Consider the following 22689-nt stretch of genomic DNA (forward strand, 5'->3'; position numbering starts at 1 on the left):
CTTTACGTCCATTTCAGGGCCCGTTGAAAGGCTCCCGTCCATGACGCGGATCGTCGTCGTCGACCCTCAGCCGGCCGTGCGTGCCGGCCTGGCCATGATGCTGCGCACGGAGCCGGGACTCGTCCCCGTCGGCTCCGCCGTGGGCGCGGGAGACGGGCTGGAGCTCGTCGAGCGCCAGCGCCCCGACGTCGTTCTGCTCGACCCCCATCTGCTCGACGGAGACGGCCTCGCCACCTGCCGCCGGCTGCGCTCGGGAGAGCATCCGCCGCGCGTGGTGCTCTACTCGTCCGACGCCGACCCGACGCTCGCCGTCACGGCCCGCGTCGCGGGCGCCGACGGGCTGATCGACAAGTCGGCGCCGCCGGCCGAGCTGTTCGAGGCGATCCGCGTCGTCGCGCGCGGCGGCGTCGCGCTGCCGCCGATCGGCCGCAAGGAGCTCGATGCGGCCGCGGACAAGGCCGACCCGGACGATCTCGCGCTGCTGGCGATGCTGATGGATCGCACGTCGCCGGCCGAGGTCGCCGAGACCCTGCATCTGGACCGGCGCAGGGTGGCGCGACGGATCGAGCGGCTGCTCGGCCGCCTGCGCGGGCGCCCGCCACGACCGCGCGCCCGCCCGGCCTGAACTCTTCTAGAGTCCCCGGGACATGCCTCTCGTCCCCATGGTCATCGAGCGCACCGCGCGTGGCGAGCGCGAGTTCGACATCTTCTCCCGGCTGCTCAACGAGCGGATCATCTTCCTCGGCTCGGCCGTCGACGATCAGATCGCCAACCTGGTCGTGGCCCAGATGCTCCACCTCGAGTCGCAGGACCCGGACAAGGACATCTCCCTCTACATCAACTCGCCGGGCGGCTCGATCTACGCCGGCCTGGCGATCTACGACACGATGCAGTTCATCAAGCCCGACGTGGCGACGATGTGCGTCGGGATCGCGATGTCGATGGGCTCCCTGCTGCTGACGGGCGGCGCGAACGGCAAGCGCATGGCGCTGCCCAACTCGCGCATCCTGATCCACCAGCCGTCAGCGGGCTTCGAGGGCCAGTCGACCGACATCGAGATCCACGCGGCCGAGATCCTCAAGACGCGCAAGCGCATCGACGAGATCTACGCGCTGCACACCGGGCAGCCCGAGGAGCAGGTCCATCGCGACATGGAGCGCGACCGGTTCTTCAAGGCCGACCAGGCCGAGGAGTACGGCCTGATCGACCGGGTCATCCACTCTCACTGAATCGGGTGCTCGAGGGTCCCTAGGCCTTCGATCTCGATCCTGACGGTGTCCCCGGGCTGCAGGAAGCGCGGCGGATCGAACGCCGCGCCGACGCCGCTCGGGGTGCCCGTCAGGATGATCGCTCCCGGCTCGAGCGTGCACGTCTCGGCGATGAACTCGACGAGCTCCTGCGGCTTGAAGATCAGGTCGCTCGTCGTCCCGTCCTGGCGGCGCTCGCCGTTGACGTCGGTCGTGATCCGCAGGTCGCCCGGATCGATCTCGTCGGCGGTCGTGATCCACGGGCCCCACGGGCAGGACGTGTCGAAGCCCTTCGCCCGCGACCACTGGTTCTCGCTGGTCTGGAGGTCGCGCGCCGAGACGTCGTCGGCGACGGCGTAGCCGGCGATCTCGTTGCCGGGGCCGAGCACGAGCACGAGCTCGCCCTCGTAGTCGAGGTGCTCGACGACCGCGGGCTTGCGCACGGGCCCCTGCGGCGGGACGCTCGAGAGCGGCAGCTTGAGGAATACGAGCGGCTTGGACGGCTTCGCGGAGCCCAGCTCGGCGATGTGGGCGGCGTAGTTGCGCCCGATGCAGAAGATGGCCGGCGGCCGCGGGACGGGCTCGAGCAGCGTGACGCCGGCCAGTGGATACGTGTCGCCGTCGGCGGGCGTGCGGTCGCCGGAGGAGAGGCGGTCGAGGACGGTCCCGGACGCGAACGCCACGACCTCCTCCCCCCGCACCTCGCCGGCCTGCGGCTGCGAGCCGCCGGGAGCGATGAAGGTCGCGAGCTTCATGTGCCGGGAAACTAGTGGTTCCCCCCTCGACTCGACGGATGACCGGCTTCAAGGGCGCCGCTCTATAGCCGATCATCTGACCTGGATGGACACCAGCGCGATTCAGGCGGCAGCGGCCGCGACCTCCGCGACATACCGCTCATTCGCCGACGCGACGCGCTCGGTCCTGGACCTCTTGGAGCGGCACATGCCGTCCGCGGGCCTGTACCTCGCCCACCTGGACCGGGGGCAGTTCATCCACCGGATCGTCGACGCGCGCAACGGCATGGAGTACGGCCTGCGCTCCAACCAGGCGATGCCGCTCGGCGACGCGTTCGACTCCCATATGGCCGAGGACCGCGCCACGCGGCGCACCGGCGACGTGGCGACGGACCCGACGTACGCGGGGCTGCCGATGCAGCAGCGCGTGACGGCGCGCTCGTACATGGGCGTACCGCTGGAGCTGTCCGACGGGACGCGCGTGGGGTCCTTGAGCGCGCTGTCGCGCGACCGCGATGCCTTCACGTCCGCCGACGAGCAGCTGTTCACGATGCTCGCGCGCGTGCTGGCCTCCGAGCTCGAGCGCGAGTCCAACGAGCGCGACCTCAAGCGCTTCAACGACCTGCTGCGCGACCAGGCGCGCGGGATGGGCGCGATCGGCCGCGTCGCGAAGGCGCTGGCCGGCGCCGACGACGCCCGCACGGCGATCTGCGAGGCGGCGTGCGAGGTGATGGACGCGCCGGTCGCGTTCCTGCTCGAGCCGTCGGGCCGCGACTTCGCGTCGACCGCGATGGCCGGCATCTCGGTCCAGCCGGTGACGATCCAGCCGCGCGGCGACGGAACCGGCGGCGGGCGCGCGTTCACGGCCAAGGAGGCGTACTTCGTCGCCGACGCGCGCAACCACCCGGCGCTGGCGGCGCCGCTCGTGGAGGCGACCAGCGCCCGCTCGGCGGTGTTCGAGCCGGTGCTGCGCGACGGCGAGATCGCCGGCGTGCTGATCGTGATCTGGCAGGCGCCGGTGGACGCGCTGCCCGAGGCGCCGTCGGCGGTGCTGCGGCTGGTGGCCGCGCAAGCGGCGGTGGCGATCGAGCACGCGGGCCTGCGGGCGAAGATGCAGGCGCTGGCGCTGAGCGACCCGCTGACGGGGCTCGTGACGCGGCGCGTGTTCGAGGAGGAGCTGCCGCGCGAGGTCGCCCGGGCGCGGCGGAGCGAGTCGCCGCTCTCGGTCGCGGTGGTGGATCTCGACCACATGAGCGCGTTCAACATGTTGCGCGGCGAGCGCGAGGGCGACCGCCTGGTCAAGGAGACCGCGGCGCGCTGGCGCGGCGAGTTGCGCGAGGTGGACCTGCTGGCGCGCCTGGAGGGCGTCGAGTTCGCGCTGGTCCTGCCGTCGTGCGGGCTCGGCGAGGCGGTCGACGTCGTCGATCGCGTGCGCGCCTCGACGCCGCGCGGCCAGACGGCCTCCGCGGGCGTCGCGCGCTGGGACGGCGAGGAGCCGGCCGAGCTGCTGCTCGCGCGGGCCCGGGACGCGCTGGCCGCGGCGAAGTCGTCCGGCCGCAATGTCACGATTGCGGCTGAGTGAATTCGCCACACGGCGAACCATTTACATAACCGCACCACGTTTCGTGTACTCTCTCGCGCCAACGTTGTAAGTCGTAGCCGAGTCCTTCCGTCGCAGAACGGGAGGAACGGGGGAACCAGTGCGGCCGTGTGGTGCGGTCGCGGGGGCGAATCGCCGTTTGGTTTGGCGGCGTAGCGCAGGCCTTGCGCGAGCCCGACAGCTAACCCCGTAGGCGCGGGCCACGAGGAGTTTCAAGTTGTCGTTCCCGATCGATCCGTCGTACACGCGCGATCTCAGCGATCCTGAGTTATGGGCGCGCTCGCAGTCGCGGGCTCTACATCGCCGTGAGCTGGCCGAGCTGAGCCGCAAGCACGGGGCGCGCCGCAAGAGCGCCGCGTTGGCGGTGAGCGCGTCCGTGGCGGCGGCGCCGACCGCGCTGCCGTTCGCGGCCGTGGCCAGCGCGTCGTCGGGGAAGGCGGTCGCCGCCGCGGCGCCGGACTCCTCGCGCTCCTCGATCCACCTGCCGTCGGGCGCCCTGCTGTCCGAGGGCGACACGGGCGACACGGTCGTGGCGGTCCAGCGCCAGGTCGGCGTCGACGACGACGGGATCTTCGGCCCGATCACGCGCGGCGCGATCGAGCGCTTCCAGCAGCGCTACGGGCTTCCCGCGACCGGCGAGGTCGACGCGGCGACGTGGGCGGCGCTGTTCAAGTCCAAGGTCTCCTTCGTGGGCGGCGGCGGCGAGAGCGTCCTCGCGAGCTACCACCCGAGCAGCGCGCATTCACCGCAGGACGGCGCCCCCGACTCGTCGCCGGCCTCCGACGCGCCCGCGTCTGCGCCCAAGTCAGCGCCGCGCTCGACCTCCCCCGCGTCGTCGCCGGCCACGCCCAAGCAGGCGCCGGCGAGCGCGCCGAAGCAGGTCTCCTCGACGCCGGTCCAGACGGCGCCCGGCGGGGGCTGCGGGGCGGGCAGGATCGCGACGCCCGTGTCGGGCACGGTCACGGGCGTCTACGGTGAGTCGCGCCCCGGCCACATGCACGCCGGCGAGGACATCGCCGCCCCGACGGGCACCCCGGTCCGCGCCGCCCAGTGCGGCACGGTCAGCGAGGCGGGCGTCGAGAGCGGCTACGGCAACCTGGTCTGCATCCAGCACGCCGGCGGCGTCTCGACGTGCTACGCCCACCTCTCCGAGATCGGCGTCGCCAAGGGGACCTACGTGCACGTCGGCGACGTGATCGGCAAGGTCGGCGCGACCGGCGACGCCACCGGCCCGCACCTGCACTTCGAGGTCCGCGAGAACGGCAAGGCGACCGACCCGGCCCCGTACCTCGCGGGCACGAAGACGATCCCCGGCGGAGCCGAGGCGAAGCCAGCGACGGCGAAGACGGCGGTCGTGAAGCCCGCGACGGCGAAGACGGCGGTCGCGAAGACCGCGACGGCGAAGACGGCGGTCGCGAAGACCGCGAGCACGACGAGCGCGCCCTCGGGCGCCACGCCCACCGCCTCGGCCGCGGCGGCGCCTGCCACCGCGCCGGCCGAGACCGCCCCGGCGCCGAGCACGCCCGCACCGGCGCCCGCGGAGGCCCAGGCGGCCGCGCCGGCCGAGCCCGCCCCATCGGCGCCCGCCCACAACGAGGTCCCCGCCCAATCCCCCGCGGAGACCGCGCCCGCCGCCACGCCGGCCGCGGAGACCCCGGCGCCCGCGGCGCCGGCCGCAGAAGCCCCCGCGCCAGCGCCGGCCGAGGCCGCGCCGTCGGCGCCTGCCGCCGCCGCGCCAGCGCCGGCCGAGACCGCGCCCGCAGCACCTGCCGCGCAGAGCCCCGCGCCCGCGCCGGCCGAGACCGCGCCCTCGGCGCCCGCGCCGTCCGAGCCCGCGCCCGCCGCGCCCGCCGCGCAGACCCCGGCGCCCGCGCCGGCCCCGACGACGCCCTCGGCGCCCGCCGCACCCGCGCCGGCCGAGACCGCGCCCTCGGCGCCCACCGAGACCGCCGCCCCGGCCTCGTCGCCGGCCGAGGCCGCGCCGGCGCCGGCCGCGCAGACCCCCGCCCCCGCCGCCCCCGCCTCCTCGCCCGCGGAGGCCGCGCCCGCGGCGTAACAGCTTCCCGCGGCCGCCCGGATCCCTCGCCGGGTGGCCGCGGGTTGACCTTCAGCCGGCGGCGAGCCGGCGGAGGGCCTCGCGCATCTCCGCGTCGGCTCGCTCGGCGTCCTCGTCGGTCCAGCGCCAGCGGACGCCTTCGAGGATCTCGAACGTCGGCTGCGAGTGGTCCTGGACGCGCTCGACGTCGAGCCGGACGGCGACGACGCGCTCGGAGATCTCCGCGTCGAGCCGGACGGCGACGACGCGCTCGGAGATCTCCGCGTCGAGCACGGTGGCGCGTCCGATTGCCGTGCATGCGACGCGGGCGGCGAGGATCGTCAGCGCGCAGCGCGGATCCTCGCGCAGCCGCGCCAGCGACTCGCGCCGCCGGGCGAGCACGAACAGCAACGCGCGATCGCCGGCCCGCACGATCGTCGAGACCGGGATCGCGTGCGGATCGCCCCCGCCCGTCGAGAGCGTGGCGACCGTCCCGTCAGGCCAGTCGGGCAGCATCAGGTCCGCTTCAGCAGCTTCTCCAGCATGCGGATCGCGGCCCCGAGCTGATCGTCGGTCGCCTTGTCGACCGACTTCACGCCGGTCTCGCGGTTGATCTGCGCGTTGACGATGCGATGCGATTCTCCCGTTCGCCGCGCGAGCGTGCCGACGAGTGCCTGGCGCTCGGCGCGCAGCCGCTCGCGGCGCTCGAACGCGCTCTCAGGCTCCGCCGGCAGCGTGGTCGCCGGCGTGGTCGTGAACGCGGCGAGCGCCGGCGAGGGCGCCGGCGACGCGTCCGCGAAGAGCTGCAGCGCCTCGCCGGGCTGCGTCGTCTGCAGCACCTCGTCGTCGCGCCGCGCGCTCGACCACAGCGCCTGGAACGCCTCGCCCTTGTCCAGCCGCTCGCCGCGCTCGGCGACCTCCTCGCCCTTCGGCTTGAACTCGAGCGCGTGGTTGCGCTCCTCCTCGATCTGCGTGGCGAGCGTCTTCAGCCGCGGATCCGACGGAAGGAACACATGGCTCATCTGCTCGTTGGGCACGGGCGTGCGCCGGATGAAGCGCCCGATCACCTGGCGGAAGAACAGCTCCGTGCGCGACGTCGTGGCGTACACGCCCACGCGCAGGCGCGGGACGTCGACCCCCTCGGAGACCATCAGGACCGAGACCAGCCAGGGAGCCGACCCGGCCGAGAAGCGCGCGATCCGCGCGGACGCGTCCGCCGCATCCGACGTCACCACGTCCGGCCGCTCGCCGGTGATGCGCCCGAGCCGGTCCGCCAGCTTCTCGGCGTGCTCCTTGTCGATCGCCACGACCAGCGCGCCCGCGTCCGGGTGCTCGCCGGCGCGGATCCCGAGCAGCGTCTCGTGCGCGTCGCTGAGCACGTGCGTCACCCAGTCGCCGGCGGGATCGAGCGCCGTGCGCAGCCGCCGCGCCGCCTCGACGGCCGGCAGGACGACGCCGAAGTCGGCGCGCCGGACCTTGCCGTCGCTGACCCACTCCATGTCGCCGCCGTAGGTGTGGAACGTCACCGGCCGGCACACGCCGTCCAGCAGCGCGTCCGTGTACCCGTAGCCGTAGTCCGCGCGCGAGACGCCGTCGTCGTCGTAGGTCACCCATGGGATCGGCGAGTTGTCGGAGCGGAACGGCGTGCCGGAGAGCAGCAGCCGAAAGCGCGCCTTGCCGAACGCGTCGACGGTCTTCGCGCCCCAGGTCGCGTCCTCGCCCATGTGGTGCGGCTCGTCGGCGATCAGCAGCGTCGGGCGCTCGGCGCAGCGGCGGCGGTGGACGTCCGAGCCCGCCGCCACGGTCGCGTACGTGACGGCGACGCCGTGGCGGTCGCGCGGCTCGGGCCCGGCGGAGTTGGGGCGGTTGGGCTCGAGCGCGATCCCGTAGCGCGCGGCGTCGGCCGCCCACTGGCGGCAGATGTGGGTGGTCGGCGCGACCACCGCGACGCGCGCGACGCGGCCCTCGGAGAGCATCCGGTGCGCGACGTGCAGGCCGAACGTGGTCTTGCCGGCGGCGGGGGTCGCGGAGGCGAGGAACGCGTCGCCGTCGTGGGAGAACACGGAGGCGGCGGCGGCCTGCTGCCAGGCGCGGAGCGGGCGGGAGGTGGGCCAGGCGGGGAGAGAGCGCGCGAAACCGGCGCGCTCGGGAGGAGCGTCGATCGAGTACGTCACGGGAGGCGGCAACTTATGAAACGCCCCGGACGATGCCGGGCGGCACGGCGCGATCTCGCCGGTGCGCGGCGCGGACCGCGGTCCGTGTCAGGACGCGGCCCGGGACCCGTGGTCACTAACCTTCCGTACGTGCCTCTCCATGTCACCCACTACTCCGACCCGCACTGCCCGTGGGCGTGGTCGGCCTCCCCGGCGCTGGCCGCGCTGCGCTGGCGCTACGGCTCCCAGCTGATCTGGCGCCACGTCATGATCGGGCTGACGGAGAGCCGTGACGTGTACGCGTCGCGCGGCTACTCCCCCGGCCGGTCCGCCCTCGGCTATCGCAGCTTCCGCAACCGCGGCATGCCGTTCTCGACCCAGCCGCGCGAGCACCTCAGCGGCACCTGGGCCGCCTGCCGCGTCGTCGTCGCGACCCGCCGCCTGTATCCCGAGCGCGAGCTCGCCGTGTTCCGCGCGCTGCAGTTCGCGCAGTTCACGAGCACGCTGGACCTCGAGGACGCCGCCGGCCAGCGCGAGGCGATCGCGTGGGTGCCCGGCATCGACCCGGACGCCGTGATCGCGGCCGCGAGCGAGCCCGAGACCGAGGAGCTGTTCGCCGCCGACCGCGCCGAGTCCCGCAGCGCCGCCGGCAGCCCGACGGAGTTCCAGGGCAAGGCCGCGCAGTACTCGAGCGACCAGGACCAGGTGCGCTACACGGCTCCGAGCCTGCGGTTCACGACCGACGACGGCCGCACGCTGGAGGCCGGCGGCTTCCAGCCGCTCGAGGCTTACGACGTCCTGATCGCCAACCTCGACACCGACCTCGAGCGCCGCGGCGCCGCCGCGGACGCCGCCGAGATCCTGCCGGAGTTCCCCGACGGCCTGAGCACCGCCGAGGTCGCGCTGATCATGACGTCCAACAACGGCTCGCCCGACCTCGGCGCCGCCGAGGACTCGCTGATCACCGCCGTCGCGGAGGGCACCGCCTTCCGCGCGCCGTTCGGCCACGACGCCCTCTGGCTCCCGGCCGACTCGCCCGCCGTCGCCACCCTGAGCGGCGACGCGGTCGGCGCCACCGCCTGAAAGCTGACGGGGCGCCGGGCGAACGGCCCGGCGCCCCACAGCCCTACGGCTTCGTGGTCGACAGGGTGAACGTCAGCGTCTTGCTGTAGGTGCCCGTCCGCAGCGCGTCGTTGGCGTCGATGTGCTGCTTGAAGCCGATCGTCACGCCGCCGTTGGACACCGGGGCGTCCCAGGTGCTCTTTGAGAGCGTGACCTGCAGCGGCTGCGGCAGCGTGAACGCGCCGTTGGCCAGGTGACCGGGATCGGAGACCGACAGCGTCGCGTCGCCCGCCGTGGAGATGACGCCGGCGGTGGTCTGCGCGCCGTAGTCGCTCGAGACGCCCGGCGCGAAGGCGCCGAACGAGGCCGGAGCGCCCAGCGTCAGCGACAGCGTCGCCGGCACGGAGCCGCCGACGTTGCCGGTCGAGCAGGTCGCCGAGACCACCTTCGACGGATCGCTCTCGGACTTCGCGGTCAGCGTGACCGAGCCGGCGCCCGTGCCGCGCGTGAAGTACACGGGCACGCTGACGGTCTCGCCGAACCTGGCGGTCGCGAACGCGTTGCGCAGCGCGGCGCTGTAGCCCGTGCCGGATGCCGAGACCGAGAGGCGGTAGATGTCGCTCTTGAGGAACTCGCGCTCGTCCTGCGGGTGCAGCGCCGGATCGGTGTCCGCGGCGGCGCCGGTGTTGGTCAGCGGCAACGTGCAGCTCTCCCACCCGGCCAGCGGCGCGCCGGCCGACGCGGAGCCGAGCGAGACGCCGCGCGTCTGCGGGCCTGAGCCGTCGAGCGACTTGACGCCGAGCTTGTAGTGCAGGACGCCCTTGTCGTCGGTGTTGCGGTCGAGGACGTAGAAGCGCAGGCGATTGGCGGTGTCCTCCCACTCCGGGGAGGAGCCCGAGTCGATGCCGGCGTTGAACGAGCCGTCGTTGAGCTGGCGCTCATCGCCCAGCGTCGCCATCTTCGGCGTGCCGTCGGGCTTGACGAAGTCGATGTGGTTGATGTCCTCGGGGTGCGAGTCGATCATCCACACGAAGCAGTTCGACGTGCCGCTGATGCCGCTGCCGCAATTGGAGCTGCTGGTCTTCGTCTTGTTGATGATGACGCCGTGGCCGGGGTCGAAGGAGTCCGAGCCGATCTGCTGCACGACCTCCATCGTGTAGCCGGTGTACTTGCTCGAGGCCGACGAGGTGACGCCGTCGCAGCGCCAGTCGACGGCGACCGAGCAGCTGGGCGACTTGTCGCCGTTGAGCGCGATCTGCACGCCGGCGACGTCGCCCGCGCTGTGCGGGACCTCGCGCGCGGTGACGTCGGCGACCGCCAGGCCCGACGTCGCGAGCCCGTCGCGGTTGAGCCGCAGCAGGTCGGAGTCGCCGACGAAGTTGAGGAAGCGCTTGTTGCGCAGGTTGTGCTGGGAGCCCAGCGCCGCGCCGAGCGTCGGCGGGACGAGGTAGCGCGTGTGCGGGCCGCCCGGGCCGTTGAACGAGCCGCGGCTCATCATGTCCCACATGCCGGTGAAGCCGCGCTGCTGGACCGTGCCGTACGGGTTGCCGTAGTTGTCGGGGATGCTGAGGTTGTGCGACAGCTCGTGGGCGTAGGTGGCCATGCCCGAGCTCTCGGCCTCGACCGAGGTGTTGCCCTGCGCGTTCGGCCAGATCGTCGACGCCGAGGCCCACGACGACCACGGCACGTAGCGCGAGATCGCCCAGTTGGACTGCGCCGGATCGAAGGCCTTCGGCCCGAACGCGTCCGGGACCTGGTCCTGCGAGGCCCACTTCATCTCGCCGAACTCCTGCCACGTCGAGGACTCGTCCTCGCCCGCCGAGACGTAGAAGATGTTGTCGTAGCTCGCGGCCACCTCGCTGCTGACCTGGCCGGGCCCCGGTGCCGACCCACGCCGCCCGGGCGTCGGTGCGGAAGTTCTTGTTGCACGGCGTCGTCGCCGCGGTGGGGCAGTGCGCCTGGTTGCCGCTGCCGCCCTGGTCGGTCATGAAGTACTGATACGAGTTCGCCCGAAGCTGGTACGGGCCGTAGGCGTCGAGCTGCACGCCGTACTTCCCGAAGGAGTCCTCCATCCAGTACCGGTTCATGGTCTGGCCGTGATTGAGCGCCTGCGGCTTGTTGAGGAAGTCGCGCAGGAGCTGGGCGGCATCCTGCCGCCCGTACGACTACGCAGCATGATCGCTCTCATCTCGCGCGCGGGCGACGTGGAGGGAAATCAACAGGTGAAGGAAACGCGCGGCGCGTGTCATCGTGGGCGGGGTGCCGGCCGGACTGCTTCTCTTGCGCCTGCGCGGCCGCCTGCGCGCCGGGCGCCGCGTGCGCGTGGGCGCGGGTGCGCGCGTGAACGTCGCGCGCGGCGCACAGGTCGTGCTCGGCGACGGCGTCGTGCTCGGCGCCGGCAGCCGCATCGAGGCGCGCGCGGGCGTGGTGCGGCTGGGCGCCGGCGCGCGGCTGGGCGAGCGCGCGGTGATCGTCGCGCTGGCCGGCGTGGAGATCGGCGCCGGCGCCGTCGTCGGCGACTGGGCGGCGATCAGCGACGCACGGCCGACGTGGTCGGACGCCGAGACGGCGATCCGGCGCCAGCCGGTGCGCGCGGCGCCGCTGCGCGTCGGCGAGCGCGCCGGGGTCGGGATCCATGCCGCCGTGAGCGCCCCGGTCGGCGACGGCGCGGTCGTCGGCCCGTACGCGGTGGTCGAGGACCCCGTGCCCGCGGGAGTGGCGTACCCGGCGGCGCCTCAGCCGCGGGTCGGCGCGCGCCGGCGTCCGGCCGACAGCGCCTCGTAGACCGCCGCCGTCTGGCGCGCGACGTCGGCCCAGTCGAAGCGCAGGACGTGCTCGGAGGCCTCGGCCACGAGCCGCTCGCGCAGCTCGTCGGAGGTCAGCAGCTGGTGCGCCATGCGCTCCAGCGAGCGCGTGCTGCGCGCGCGGAAGCGCAGCCCCACGCGGCCGCCGGCGGGGACGACCTCGCGCAGCCCGCCGGTGTCGGCGACGATCGTCGGGCAGCCGGACGCCATCGCCTCGAGCGCGACGAGCCCGAACGGCTCGTACAGCGACGGGACCAGGCACAGGTCGGCGATGCGGTAGAGCGAGTGCAGGACGTCGTCGCCGGTCCAGCCGATGAACGTCCCGTGCTCCATCAGCCCCAGCCGCTCGGCCTGCTCCTTGAGCTCGGCCTCGGCGGTGCCCGAGCCGGCGATCAGGAACCGCACGCGGCCGACGCGGCGGATCAGGCCCGGCAGCGCGTCGAGCGCGAGGTGGAAGCCCTTCTCGTACACGAGCCGGCCGACCAGCAGGATCAGCTTGTCCTCGGGCTCGGCGAAGCGGGCGCGCAGCCGCGGCAGGTCGGCGACCGGCTGCAGATCGGTCGGGTCGATGCCGTTGGGGATCACGGTCACGCCGTCGGCGCCGAAGACGTCGCGCACGTGCCCGCGCATGTAGTGCGAGCACGTGATCACGCCGTCGGCGGCGCGCACCATCCGCCGCTCGACGGCGTGGATGTGCGACTGGGGGTGCTTGTCGACCCAGCCCTGGTGGCGGCCGTACTCGGTCGCGTGCACGGTGACCAGCCACGGCACGCGCCGGCGCCGCGCGAGCCGGCGCGCCGCCGTCGCCACGAGCCAGTCGTGCGAGTGCACGAGGTCGAAGCCGCCGCCCAGCTCCGCGCCCGCCGCGAGCATGTCGGCGTTCATGCGGTCGACCCAGGCGATGAACGCGTCGAGGTCGTCCTTCGGGAAGTCGGGCTCGCGCACGCGGTGCACGGTGACGCCGTGGCGATCCTCCTCGGAGGCCAGCCGTCCGCCGCCCCTGGTCAGCACGTGAACATCGTGGCCGTCCCGGACTAGCTGCTCCGACAGCTTCCTGACGTGTCGGGCGAGTCCGCCCTCGACGATCGGCGGGTACTCCCAGGAGACGATCAGGACGCGCACGGCCGGCGCAGACTATCCAGTCGTGCCCGCCGCCCGCGGCGGTTCAGGGCTCAGCCGGGAACTGCCCGAGGATCCACTCGGCGCCGAGCGGCTCGCGCCGGTAGGAGCGGCCGTTGATCAGCACGTAGTCGCGCGTGCGCAGGTCCATCGGAAGGTCGCGCTCGATCGGATACCACTCGTTGTGCTGGGCGATCAGCTCGTTGAGCTCGTCGAAGCGCGCCGCGCCCGCGAGCGCGCGCCAGCGCTCGGCGAACCGCGCGCGATCGGCTCCGCACTCCTCGCGCAGGGCGCGGTAGCGGCGGGCATAGTTGCGCCTGTGGAAGGCGATCGAGTGGTCGATCTCGGCGATCCGCTCCATCCAGCGCGGGCGCACGCCGGCCCTCAGGTACGCCTCCACCGTGCGCTGCGTGCTGCGGGCGAGGGAGGAGAGCGGGCTCCCGATCCCCGCGCTCTCGTCGAGGTCCGACCGGACGATCCGCTCTGCGGCACTGCGATCCATCCGTCTCCACTTTAGGCACTGGCGCGGGCCATCCGGGTGGAGTAGTAATTGCCCTGTTCGCCCGGTCACTTTCTCATGGACGGCGGTACTCGCGATCTCGGCGAGCGCGGTCGCGCTCGGCGCGCCGGCCGCGTGGGCGGGGACCTATGACGTGTGGTCATGTCGCGGACCGGACGGCTCCGCGCTGGACACCGGCGCCTGGCAGCCCGACGGGAAGGTCGCCGACAGCTGCCCGCAGGGCGGCTCGCTGCGCGTCTCGCCCGACGGCGCCGTTCGGCTGGCGCCGCCCGCGGGGACGCGGATCGCGGGCTATGAGCTCTGGCGGTCGGCCGCCGACGGCCGGATCCCGGACGACACGAAGGTGATCGAGACCGTCGGGACGGCGTCGTACACGGCGTCATCCGGCACCGTGGGAGATCCCACGCAGCCGCTCTCGGCCGCGAACCGGGTCGCCGCCAAGCGGTCGCCGCTGGACGCGCTCTCGCTCAAGGTCGCCTGCGTCGACGAATGCGAAGGCGCACGGATCGACCTCTATCGCTCGCGGGTCGCGATCGACGACCCGGTCGCGCCGTCGGCGACCGCGGCCGTCGCCGGCGACGACGCGGTGATCGTCAATGCGGCGGATCGCGGCGCGGGCGTGGCGTCGCTGACGCTCTCGCTCGACGGCGGCCCCGCCGAGACGGTCGCGACGGGCTGCGCGCCGCCGTACACCGCGCCGGCGCCGTGCCCGGGCGAGGTCGCGCGCGCGTTCGCGATCGACGCCGGCGACGGGCTGCACAGCGCGTCCGGGACCGTCGTCGACGCGGCCGGCAACACCACTGCGTGGGGCCCGGTCGCGATCTCGATCCGCCGATCGCCGGCGCTGCTCGCGCCGGCGCCGCCGGCCGCCGCGCCGGCGGAGAAGCAGGTGCTCGAGCTCTCGCGCGCCGCGGTCGAGCACGCGCCGGGCGCGACGGCGCGGCTCACCGGCACGTTGCGCACCGTGTCGGGGGCGCCCGTCGCGGGCGCGCGGCTGGCGGTCACGTCGTTCGACCTCGCCGCCGACGACGCCGAGCCGCGCACCCTCTCCCCCGTGACCACGGATACGAGCGGCGCGTTCACCGTCGAACTGCGGCGCGACGGCGCGCAGCGCGTCACGGTCGCCTCCCCGGCCGGCGCGCAGGCGACGGCGACCGTGCGCACGCGGCTGTCGCTCGCGGTCGCCTCCAGCCGCGGCCGGCTCGTCAAGGGCCGCGTCCTGACGCTGCGCGGCAGGCTGCGCGGCGCCGGCGCCTCGGCCCGCGGAGCCGTCGTGACGATCGAGTCGATCGTCAATGGGGCATGGCAGCCCGTCGGGGCGGCGCGCACGAAGGCGGACGGGAGCTACCGCTGGAGCTACCGCTTCGTCCACCTCATGCGCGACACGATCTTCAGCTTCCGTGCCGTCGTCGAGCGCGGACCCGGCTGGCCCTGGGCGTCCGAGCGAAGCCCGCGGCTGAAGGTGCGCGTCGACGTGCCATGACCACGGTCACCGCACCGCAGCAGGCCGACAGCGTCCTGGCGCGCGACTACGAGCGCCTGAAGCCCGACATCCTGCGCACGGTGCGGGGCAAGCTCGCCTCCAGCGGCGTGCGCTTCGACGACGCCGACCTCGACGCGTTCTACAACCAGGCCTGGCATGGCGTGTACGCCAAGCTCGCCGAGGGCGAGCGGGTCGAGAACGTCAACGGCCTGCTCGTCACGATCGCGCAGCGGCGCGCGCTCGACGAGTTCCGGGCGCTGCGGCTGGAGCGCCGCGCCGACAGCGACGCGCTCGACGGCCGGCGCGTCGACCTCGACCTCGCCGCGCAGGTCGACGACCACATCCGGCTGCGGCGCTTCGCCGAGGGCATGCGCGAGCGGCTCTCCGGCCGCGAGCGCCAGGCCGCCGTGCTCTGCTACGTCCAGGACTACAGCCGGCCGGAGGCGGCGCGCGCGCTGGGCGTCAAGCCGCGGCGGATGGAGAAGATCATGGACCGCGTCTCCAAGAAGGTCGGGGCGTTCGTCGGCGACATCCAGCGCGACGAGTGGTGCGACGCGCGGCACTCGCTGATCAAGGCCTACGCGCTCGGGCTGCTCGACCCGGAGGGCGAGCGCCACGCGCTGGCCGCCGAGCATCTGGACAGCTGCTCGGCCTGCCGGCGCGAGGTGCTGCGCATGCGCGGCCTCGCCGCGCTGACGCCGCCGCTTCCGCTGCTCACGGCGGGCGCGGCGGCGACCGGCGCCGGCGGCGCCGGGCATCTCCTCTTCCACGGCGGCGGGACCGCGGCCAAGGCCGGCGCGGTCGCCGCGGCCGGGACGAGCGCGGTGGCGGCGACGTTCGCCGTCGTCTCGCTCACCGGCTCGGCGAAGCGGGCGGCGCTCCCGCCGCCCACCCCCACGCCCACCGCGGCCGCGCGGATCCCCATGGCGACCGCCACGCCGAAGCCGGAGCCGACGGCGGCGAAGGCGCGCAAGGCCAAGCACTCCGAGGCGAAGCGGACGCGCACCGTCCAACGCGCCGCCGCGGTCCGAACGCCCGCCCCCACGCCGGTGGCCACGGCGGTCCGGACCGCCGCGCCCACTCCGCCGCCCGCGCGCACCGCGGCACCGAAGCCCAAGCCGGCGACCGACGGCGCCGGCGAGTTCGAGCTGCGCTGAAACCGGGAGGGGGGAGGATCGGCGCGGCCCGCGACGTCCGGGCATGAACCCGCCGAGCCTGTTCGCCGAGATCCTCCTCGCCGCCGACGACGACGTGCTCGCCGCCCAGCGCCGGGCGGTCGCGCATGGCGTGGACATCACGCGCACCGACGCGCAGTGGGAGTGCCACGCGCTGATGTGCGTGTCGATCGAGCATCTGCTCACCGTCGCGCTGGCCGGCGAGACCTACCAGGGTCATGCGGCCACGCTGGGGGACCCGGCGAACCCGCTGCTCGCGACGCAACTGCGGCGGCTGCGCGACGCGAGCGCATGCTCAGTCCTGCTGCTCTCACGCGCGCTCGACGCCCACGCCTGTGACAGCGGGCGCGAGCCGGGCGCGTGGCAGGACGACGTCGTGCGCGCCGCCTGCGCCCTGCTCGCCGGACGGGGACGGGCGAGCATCGGCGAGGTGGCGCGCTCGGCGATCCTCGAGCTGTCCTCCGCCCTGCTGCGGATCGCGCGGAGCCCCATGGTCGTGCCGCGCCACCTGGCGACGGCGATCGGCCGCATGACGGCGATCTTCATGCTCGTGGAGGAGCTGCTGGCGCGCGCCGGCGGCCGCGAGGGCGCGCCCGCCGCGCCGCGCGGCTGGGACGGCCTGCTGCCCCCGGGCGCCTGGCCGCACCTGATGCTCGCGCTGCGCCCGAACGAGCGCGCGGAGCTGCACGGCGTCCTGCTCGGGCTCGCGCCGGAGGCGCGCGGCCGGGTCGTCGACGAGCTGCTCTCGCAGCTCGAGTGGATGCCGTTCGGCACCGCGATGCTGGTCGCGCTGTTCCGCGCCGCCGGACCGACCGCGGCCGAACAGGGTCGCTACTAGCCTCGCTCGAGCAGCGCGATGCCCAGCTCGCCGGTCAAGTCCGCCACGGTCAGGCGGCCTGACAGCTCGCGCTCACCGAGCACGTCGCGCCAGCGCCCGTCGGGCAAAGTCACCGGTTCCGCGCCGTCGCCTCGCAGGCGGGCGGCGGCGACGACCGCTCCGTCGCGAGCGAACGCGACGGCGTCAGGACCCGCGTCCAGCGGGTCGTAGGACCCCCCGAACGCGTCCGGGCGGCAGGCCCGGAGCCCCAGCGCGCGGTGGATCAGCCACAGCTTGCGCGGCTCCGTCGCTCCGCCGGCGACCTCGTCGAGCGCCGCGCGGCGCGCCTCCCAGTCGACCGGGCGGCGGTTGTCGGGGTCCACGAGCGAGAGCGAGAGCAGCTCGTCGCCCTGATAGATGTCGGGGACGCCGGGAACCGTCAGCTTGAGCAGCAGCTGGCCGAGCGCGGCCCGGTCGCCCGCCTCGGCGAGCTCGGCCGCGAAGCCGTCGAAGTCGCGCCGGAAGTCGCGGTGGTCGTAGAGCGCGCGGCAGAAGCGCCGCACCGCCGCCTCGTGCTTGTCGTCGGGCTCGATCCAGTTGGTGGTGCGCTTGGCCTCGCGCAGCGCCTTCTCCATGTAGGCCATCAGGCGGTCGGGCTCGATCGGCCATGCGGCGACGAGCGTCTGGAAGATCAGGTACTGCTCCACACGGTCGGGCGCGCCGCCGGACGTCAATACCCGCGAGGTCGCCAGCCAGCGGCGGACGAGCTCCGCCCAGCGCTCCGGCATCGAGGCGAGCGCGCCGAGCCGCGCGCGCACGTCGCCCGAGCGCTTGGTGTCGTGCGTCTGCGTCGCGAGCAGGTTCAGCGGGAACCGCTCCGCGCGCTCGGCATTGGCGGCGTGGAAGCGGGCGACGGAGAGCGAGAAGCGGCTCGGGTCGCCGCCGACGTCGTTGAGCGCGAGCAGCCGCAGGTAGCGGTAGAACGCGGTGTCCTCGACGCCCTTGGCCATCACCGGCGGCGTCGTCTGCTGGAAGCGCGTCACGAACGCGCCCCAGCCGTCGGTGTCGAGCGTGAGGATGCGCGCGAGCGACTCGGGGAGCCCCGCCTCGGCGACGGCGCGCCGGTCGGCCTCCTCCACCCGCCCGCTCCACGGCTCGACGTACGTGCGGTAGACGGGCAGCGACGCGAGCGCGCGCTCGAGCCCCGTCAGCGCCCGCGGCGCCTCGCGGCGCAGGCGGTCGACCTCAGGGGCGAACGACGTCCGCGCCTGCTCGAGCTTGGCCTCGAAGGCGTGCTCGCCGAAGCGCCGGTGGTCGTTGGAGACGTCCTCCCAGAGGTCGGTCAGCGGCGCCTCCCCCGCCGGGTCGACGTAGAGCGCGGCGACGTCGTTGAGGAACTCGTAGCCGGTCGTCCCGGCCACCGGCCAGTCGCGCAGGTGCTCCCCGGGATCGAGGATCTTCTCGACCCAGACGTGCCCGGCGCCGCCCTCGCGCAGCCGCTCGAGGTAGCCGGCCGGATCGGCCAGCCCGTCGGGATGGTCGATGCGCAGGCCGTCGATGTGGCCCTCGCGCACGAGCCGCAGGACGAGGTCGTGCGTGGCCGCGAACACCTCCGGATCCTCCTGCCGGACGCCGGCGAGGTGATCGATGTCGAAGAAGCGGCGGTGGCGGCCCGTGCGCTCGTCGACGTCGAAGAACTTCGCCCGCAGCGCGCGATCGCTCCAGTAGCGGTTGGCGTCGTCGACCGCCATGTGGTTCGGGACGATGTCGAGCACGATCCCCATGTCCGCGTCGCGAACGGCCTCGACGAGCCGGAAGAACTCCCGCTCGCCGCCGCGCTCCTCGGAGATCGCGTTGGGGTCGACGACGTCGTAGCCGTGGGCGGAGCCGGTGCGCGCCTGGAAGGACGGCGGCAGGTACACGTGCGAGACGCCGAGGTCGCGCAGGTAGGGCACGAGCTCACGCGCCCGCGCGAAGCCGAAGTCGCCCGCGAGCTGCAGCCGATAGGTCGCGCGCGGCTCCGTCATCGGCGCCGCAGCAGGACGATCGAGCGCGACACCAGATCCGTCTCACTGCCGGCCTTGAGCGTGACCGAGCTCGGCTCGAGCTCAGGGCGGGCCGTGTCGAGCACCAGCTCCCAGCTCTCGCCGAACATCCCGTCGGGGATCGTGAACGAGCAGTCGTCGTGGTGCCCGTTGAAGAGCATCAGGAAGGACTCGTCGAGCACCTGCCTGCCGCGCGCGTCGGGCGTCGCGATCTCCTCGCCGTTGAGGAAGACGCCCAGCACCGGGACCGTTACGTCCCAGTCGGAGTCCCGCATCCGCTGGCCGTCGGCGCGGAACCAGGCGACGTCCGGGAGCCCGGAGCCCTCCACCTCGCGGCCGAACAGGAACTGCCGCCGGCGGAACACGGCGTGCGCGCGGCGCAGCGCGATCACCTGCTTGGTGAACTCGCGCAGGCCCTCGTTGGAATCGGCCAGCTCCCAGTCGAACCAGGAGATCTCGGAGTCCTGGCACCAGGCGTTGTTGTTGCCGCCCTGTGTGCGGCCGAACTCGTCGCCGCCGAGCAGCATCGGCGTGCCCTGCGACAGCAGCAGCGTGGTGAGGAAGTTGCGCTGCTGGCGGGCGCGCAGCTCGTTGATCGCGCGGTCGCGCGTCTCTCCCTCGTGCCCGCAGTTCCAGGACCGGTTGTCGTCGGTCCCGTCGCGGTTGTCCTCCTTGTTGGCCTCGTTGTGCTTGCTGTTGTAGGAGACGAGGTCGCGCAGCGTGAAGCCGTCGTGCGCGGTGATGAAGTTGATCGACGCGAACGGGTGACGGCCGTCGTCCTGGTAGAGGTCGCTGGAGCCGGTCAGCCGCGAGGCGAAGTCGCCGATGTGCGCCTCGCCGCGCCAGAAGTCGCGCATCGTGTCGCGGTAGATGCCGTTCCACTCCGACCACAGCACGGGGAAGTTGCCGACCTGGTAGCCGCCGGGCCCGACGTCCCACGGCTCGGCGATCAGTTTCACCTGGGAGAGGATCGGGTCCTGGTGGATGACGTCGAAGAACGCGCTCAGGCGGTCGACGTCGTAGAGCTCGCGGGCGAGCGCCGAGGCGAGGTCGAAGCGGAACCCGTCGACGTGGCAGTCGATCACCCAGTAGCGCAGCGAGTCCATGATCAGGCGCAGGACGCTCGGGTGCATGACGTTGAGCGTGTTGCCCGTGCCCGTGTAGTCCATGTAGTGGCGCAGATCGTCCGGCACGAGCCGGTAGTACGAGGGGTTGTCGACGCCGCGGAAGGACAGCATCGGCCCGAGGTGGTTGCCCTCGGCGGTGTGGTTGTAGACCACGTCGAGGATCACCTCGATCCCCGCCTTGTGCAACGCCTTGACCATGCCCTTGAACTCGCGTACCTCCTGCCCGGCCTTGCCGGTCGCGGCGTAGGTCGAGTGCGGCGCGAGGAACCCGATCGTCGAGTAGCCCCAGTAGTTCGTCAGCCCGCGTTCGACCAGGAAGGACTCGTCGGCGATGTGGTGGACCGGGAGCAGCTCGACGGCAGTCACGCCGAGGTCCTTGAGGTAGCTGACCGCGGCGTCGGAGGCCATCCCGGCGTACGTGCCGCGCAGGTCCTCGCGCACGTCGGGATGCCGCATGGTGAAGCCCTTGACGTGCGTCTCGTAGATCACGGAGTCGGCCAGCGGCGTGTTCGGCGGGCGGTCGTCCTCCCAGTCGAAGCGCGGGTCGATCACGACGCACTTCGGGATCGCCGCCGCGTCGTCGGCGTCGTCGGGCTCCAGGTCGTCGTCCTCGCCGCCCTGGGGCGTGTAGGGCAGGACGTTGCCGTTGGAGAACTGGATCGTCCCCTCGATCGACTTCGCGTACGGGTCCAGCAGCAGCTTCGACGGGTTGAACCGCCGTCCGGACGCCGGGTCGTAGGGGCCGTGGACGCGGTAGCCGTAGCGCTGGCCGGCGTGCACGCCGGGCAGGTAGCAGTGCCAGTGCAACGCGGTGCGCTCGGTCAACTCGATGCACGTCTCGCGGTCGGACTCGTCGAACAGGCACAGCTCGACCTTCTCGGCGTGCTCGGAGAAGATCGCGAAGTTGGTTCCCTCACCGTCCCACCCGGCGCCGAGCGGGAACGGCGATCCGGGCCAGACCTCCATCAGCGGACCAGCGCCCCTGACAGCGGCGCGAGCACGACGAAGCCCGGCTCGATGGTCGGCTCGTGGGTCGCCGCGACGACCTCCTCGACGCGCTCCCGGGGGACGTGGACCGGCGTGCGGGCGAAGTTGGCGAGCAGCGTGTGCTCGCCGCGCCGGACCGCGAGCCAGCCGGCGCGCTCGTCGAAGTCGGTGTCCGCGTCGCCGGGCGCCAGCTCGCGCCTGACGCGCAGCAGCTCGGCGTACAGCTCGCGCATCCCCTCCGGCTCGCCTTCGCGCGTCAGCTTCGAGCGCTCGAACGTCGCCGGGTCCTGCGGATCGGGCACCTCGGTGCCCGAGAACTCCGCGAAGCTCGCGAACTCGCGCCGCCGCCCTTCGCGCGTCGCATCGGCGAACTCCTTGTCGATGTGATCGCTGAAGAACTGGAACGGCGCGCGCTCGCCGTGCTCCTCGCCTTGGAAGATCATCGGCGTGAAGGGTGACAAAACCGTCAGGAATGCCGCGAGCGGGCGCGTCTGGAGCGGCAGCCGGTCGCCCAGCGCGCGGTTGCCGACCTGGTCGTGGTTGGCGGAGAAGACGACGAAGCGCTCGACGGGCACGTCGTCGGCGCGTGCCCCGAAGCGGCGGCCGCGGAACGTCGAGTACGTCCCGTCGTGGACATGCGGGCGCCGGAACGCCTTGGCGAGCAGCGCCAGCGAGTCGAACTCGCCGTACCAGCCCTCGGTCTCGCCGGTCAGCAGCACGCGCAGCGCGTGGTGGAAGTCGTCGGCCCAGGCGGCGTCGCAGCCCCAGCCGCCGAGCGCGGGAGCGCGCATGACCTTCGGGTCGTTGAGGCCGGACTCGGCGATCACGAGCGCGCCGGGCCGGGCGGCGTGGACACGGCGGGCGATCTCGGCGACGAGGTGCTCCGGGCTGGAGTCGACGATCGCGTGGATCGCGTCCAGGCGCAGGCCGTCGAGATGGAAGTCGCGCACCCACTGCTCGGCGCTCTGGCACACCCACTCGCGCACGGCGTCGGCGCCCGCGCTGTCGACGTTGAGCCCGTCGCCCCACGGCGTCTGGTGCTTGCCGCTGAAGTACGGCCCGAACGCCTCGAGCGCCTTCGTGCCGGACGCGCCGACGTGGTTGTACACGACGTCGAGGATGACCGCGAGGCCGTGCGCGTGCGCGGCGCCGATCAGCCGTTGCAGGCCCTCCGGCCCCCCGTAGGCGGAGTGCGCGGCGCTGAGGTAGACGCCGTCGTAGCCCCAGCCATGGCGGCCGGGGAACTCCGCCACCGGCATAAGCTCGAGCACGGTCACGCCGAGCTCGGCGAGCCCGTGCAGGTACGGGATCGCGCCGTCGAACGTGCCCTCGGGCGAGAACGTGCCGAGGTGCAGCTCGTAGATCACCGCGTCGTGCAGCGCCGGGATGCGGAAGTCGGCGTCGGCCCACTCGAAGGCGGCGGAATCGAGCAGGCGCGACGGCCCGCGCAGGCCCGCCGGCTGCCAGCGCGAGCACGGGTCGGGGAGCGCGGTGCCGTCGGCGACGAACTCGTAGTCGACGCCCGGCTCCACGTCGATCGTCGCCTCATAGATGTCGTAGCCGGCATCGTCCATCGGCACGTCGCGCCCGCCCGCGCGCACGCTCACGGAATCCGGTCGAGGCGCCCAGACGCGGAACTCCGCGCGGCCGCCGCGCAAGGGGAAGGCGCCGAGCCGGCGCTCGAAGGGGTACCCGTCCATCGGCGTTCCATCCTGACCGATGAGCCGATGTAGGCGCGGCGCGGGGTCCGATCCCCGCCCTGCATGCCTTCCCTGGCGGCC

Annotated in this window: 18 protein-coding genes and 1 riboswitch; of the genes, 9 read left to right on the top strand and 9 right to left on the bottom strand. The window is 73.4% G+C overall.

Translation table 11 applies throughout. The features are described 5' to 3' along the window. Positions 1-40: 40 nt before the first annotated feature. Both H958_RS34925 and H958_RS0104380 read left to right on the top strand, forming a co-directional pair. A complete protein-coding gene (locus tag H958_RS34925) occupies positions 41-625 on the top strand; it encodes a response regulator (RefSeq protein WP_051323805.1) in 585 nt (194 codons plus the stop codon). Positions 626-647: 22 nt separating this feature from the next. Continuing rightward, positions 648-1229: an ATP-dependent Clp protease proteolytic subunit gene (locus H958_RS0104380; protein WP_028057766.1), complete on the top strand. Its 582-nt coding sequence runs from the start codon at positions 648-650 to the stop codon at positions 1227-1229. Here the strand turns inward: H958_RS0104380 and H958_RS0104385 are convergent. Beyond that, positions 1223-2002: a fumarylacetoacetate hydrolase family protein gene (locus H958_RS0104385; RefSeq protein WP_028057767.1), complete on the bottom strand. Its 780-nt coding sequence runs from the start codon at positions 2000-2002 to the stop codon at positions 1223-1225. The two genes, H958_RS0104380 and H958_RS0104385, sit on opposite strands and share 7 nt — an antisense overlap. Positions 2003-2087: 85 nt before the next feature. Between H958_RS0104385 and H958_RS42725 the strand changes: the two genes are divergently transcribed. Both H958_RS42725 and H958_RS42730 read left to right on the top strand, forming a co-directional pair. Then, entirely contained in the window at positions 2088-3563 is a 1476-nt protein-coding gene (locus H958_RS42725; RefSeq protein WP_051323806.1) for a sensor domain-containing diguanylate cyclase, read from the top strand. A gap of 65 nt (positions 3564-3628) precedes the next feature. Continuing rightward, positions 3629-3793, top strand: a riboswitch (cyclic di-AMP (ydaO/yuaA leader). A gap of 5 nt (positions 3794-3798) precedes the next feature. Next, positions 3799-5637, top strand: a complete 1839-nt coding sequence (locus tag H958_RS42730; protein ID WP_051323807.1) for a peptidoglycan DD-metalloendopeptidase family protein — start codon at positions 3799-3801, stop codon at positions 5635-5637. Between the two features lie 51 nt (positions 5638-5688). Here H958_RS42730 and H958_RS0104400 read toward each other — a convergent pair whose 3' ends face one another. Together H958_RS0104400 and H958_RS34940 are read right to left on the bottom strand one after the other, a co-directional pair. Then, the gene (locus H958_RS0104400; RefSeq protein ID WP_051323808.1) at positions 5689-6132 is read right to left on the bottom strand and encodes a pyridoxamine 5'-phosphate oxidase family protein; all 444 of its coding nucleotides are present in this window, start codon (positions 6130-6132) and stop codon (positions 5689-5691) included. Next, positions 6132-7790 carry a DEAD/DEAH box helicase gene (locus H958_RS34940; RefSeq protein ID WP_051323809.1) on the bottom strand — a complete coding sequence of 553 codons (1659 nt, stop codon included), beginning with the start codon at positions 7788-7790 and terminating at the stop codon, positions 6132-6134. The genes H958_RS0104400 and H958_RS34940 overlap by 1 nt, the downstream gene beginning before the upstream one ends. Positions 7791-7919: 129 nt before the next feature. Between H958_RS34940 and H958_RS0104410 the strand changes: the two genes are divergently transcribed. Continuing rightward, positions 7920-8852, top strand: a complete 933-nt coding sequence (locus H958_RS0104410) for a thioredoxin domain-containing protein (protein WP_028057769.1) — start codon at positions 7920-7922, stop codon at positions 8850-8852. Positions 8853-8895: 43 nt separating this feature from the next. Here the strand turns inward: H958_RS0104410 and H958_RS34945 are convergent, their stop codons facing one another. Then, on the bottom strand, positions 8896-10686 hold the full coding sequence (locus H958_RS34945) for an immune inhibitor A domain-containing protein (RefSeq protein ID WP_051323810.1): 1791 nt from the start codon (positions 10684-10686) through the stop codon (positions 8896-8898). 404 nt (positions 10687-11090) lie between these two features. Here H958_RS34945 and H958_RS0104420 point away from each other — a divergent pair, with 404 nt between their 5' ends. Next, on the top strand, positions 11091-11615 hold the full coding sequence (locus H958_RS0104420; RefSeq protein ID WP_028057770.1) for an acyltransferase: 525 nt from the start codon (positions 11091-11093) through the stop codon (positions 11613-11615). On the opposite strand, the gene H958_RS34950 is transcribed toward H958_RS0104420, so the two are convergent. Beyond that, positions 11567-12757: a glycosyltransferase family 4 protein gene (locus tag H958_RS34950; protein ID WP_037409258.1), complete on the bottom strand. Its 1191-nt coding sequence runs from the start codon at positions 12755-12757 to the stop codon at positions 11567-11569. The two genes, H958_RS0104420 and H958_RS34950, sit on opposite strands and share 49 nt — an antisense overlap. Before the next feature lie 43 nt (positions 12758-12800). Next, positions 12801-13256: a hypothetical protein gene (locus tag H958_RS42735; protein WP_051323811.1), complete on the bottom strand. Its 456-nt coding sequence runs from the start codon at positions 13254-13256 to the stop codon at positions 12801-12803. 151 nt (positions 13257-13407) lie between these two features. On the opposite strand from H958_RS42735, the gene H958_RS0104435 reads away from it, so the two are divergent. From H958_RS0104435 to H958_RS0104445, 3 genes are read left to right on the top strand one after another with little or no spacing between them, the layout of a single operon-like run. Continuing rightward, complete coding sequence (locus H958_RS0104435; RefSeq protein WP_028057771.1) at positions 13408-14757, top strand: carboxypeptidase-like regulatory domain-containing protein; 1350 nt, start codon at positions 13408-13410, stop codon at positions 14755-14757. Next, positions 14754-15914 carry a sigma-70 family RNA polymerase sigma factor gene (locus H958_RS0104440; RefSeq protein WP_028057772.1) on the top strand — a complete coding sequence of 387 codons (1161 nt, stop codon included), beginning with the start codon at positions 14754-14756 and terminating at the stop codon, positions 15912-15914. Before H958_RS0104435 ends, H958_RS0104440 begins: the two co-directional genes overlap by 4 nt. Before the next feature lie 43 nt (positions 15915-15957). Continuing rightward, on the top strand, positions 15958-16770 hold the full coding sequence (locus H958_RS0104445; protein WP_028057773.1) for a hypothetical protein: 813 nt from the start codon (positions 15958-15960) through the stop codon (positions 16768-16770). On the opposite strand, the gene treY is transcribed toward H958_RS0104445, so the two are convergent. The 3 genes from treY to treZ are packed head-to-tail and all read right to left on the bottom strand — an operon-like array spanning position 16767 to position 22608. Beyond that, positions 16767-18776: a malto-oligosyltrehalose synthase gene (treY, locus tag H958_RS34960; protein WP_037409263.1), complete on the bottom strand. Its 2010-nt coding sequence runs from the start codon at positions 18774-18776 to the stop codon at positions 16767-16769. The two genes, H958_RS0104445 and treY, sit on opposite strands and share 4 nt — an antisense overlap. Beyond that, on the bottom strand, positions 18773-20887 hold the full coding sequence (gene glgX, locus H958_RS0104455; RefSeq protein WP_028057774.1) for a glycogen debranching protein GlgX: 2115 nt from the start codon (positions 20885-20887) through the stop codon (positions 18773-18775). Before glgX ends, treY begins: the two co-directional genes overlap by 4 nt. Continuing rightward, positions 20887-22608, bottom strand: coding sequence for a malto-oligosyltrehalose trehalohydrolase (gene treZ, locus H958_RS0104460; protein WP_051323812.1), 1722 nt, complete (start codon positions 22606-22608; stop codon positions 20887-20889). The genes glgX and treZ overlap by 1 nt, the downstream gene beginning before the upstream one ends. Between the last annotated feature and the right edge of the window lie 81 nt (positions 22609-22689).

It is taken from the genome of Candidatus Solirubrobacter pratensis (assembly GCF_000425945.1).
Lineage (GTDB): Bacteria > Actinomycetota > Thermoleophilia > Solirubrobacterales > Solirubrobacteraceae > Solirubrobacter > Solirubrobacter pratensis.

Bases quoted from the DNA above. Each gene is read 5' to 3' on its own strand.
- H958_RS42725 (WP_051323806.1), top strand. From the start codon at position 2,088: ATGGACACCAGCGCGATTCAGGCGGCAGCGGCCGCGACCTCCGCGACA.
- H958_RS42735 (WP_051323811.1), bottom strand. From the start codon at position 13,256: ATGGATCGCAGTGCCGCAGAGCGGATCGTCCGGTCGGACCTCGACGAG.
- treZ (WP_051323812.1), bottom strand. From the start codon at position 22,608: ATGGACGGGTACCCCTTCGAGCGCCGGCTCGGCGCCTTCCCCTTGCGC.
- H958_RS0104445 (WP_028057773.1), top strand. From the start codon at position 15,958: ATGAACCCGCCGAGCCTGTTCGCCGAGATCCTCCTCGCCGCCGACGAC.
- H958_RS34925 (WP_051323805.1), top strand. From the start codon at position 41: ATGACGCGGATCGTCGTCGTCGACCCTCAGCCGGCCGTGCGTGCCGGC.
- H958_RS0104400 (WP_051323808.1), bottom strand. From the start codon at position 6,132: ATGCTGCCCGACTGGCCTGACGGGACGGTCGCCACGCTCTCGACGGGC.
- H958_RS0104385 (WP_028057767.1), bottom strand. From the start codon at position 2,002: ATGAAGCTCGCGACCTTCATCGCTCCCGGCGGCTCGCAGCCGCAGGCC.
- H958_RS0104380 (WP_028057766.1), top strand. From the start codon at position 648: ATGCCTCTCGTCCCCATGGTCATCGAGCGCACCGCGCGTGGCGAGCGC.
- H958_RS0104440 (WP_028057772.1), top strand. From the start codon at position 14,754: ATGACCACGGTCACCGCACCGCAGCAGGCCGACAGCGTCCTGGCGCGC.
- treY (WP_037409263.1), bottom strand. From the start codon at position 18,776: ATGACGGAGCCGCGCGCGACCTATCGGCTGCAGCTCGCGGGCGACTTC.
- glgX (WP_028057774.1), bottom strand. From the start codon at position 20,887: ATGGAGGTCTGGCCCGGATCGCCGTTCCCGCTCGGCGCCGGGTGGGAC.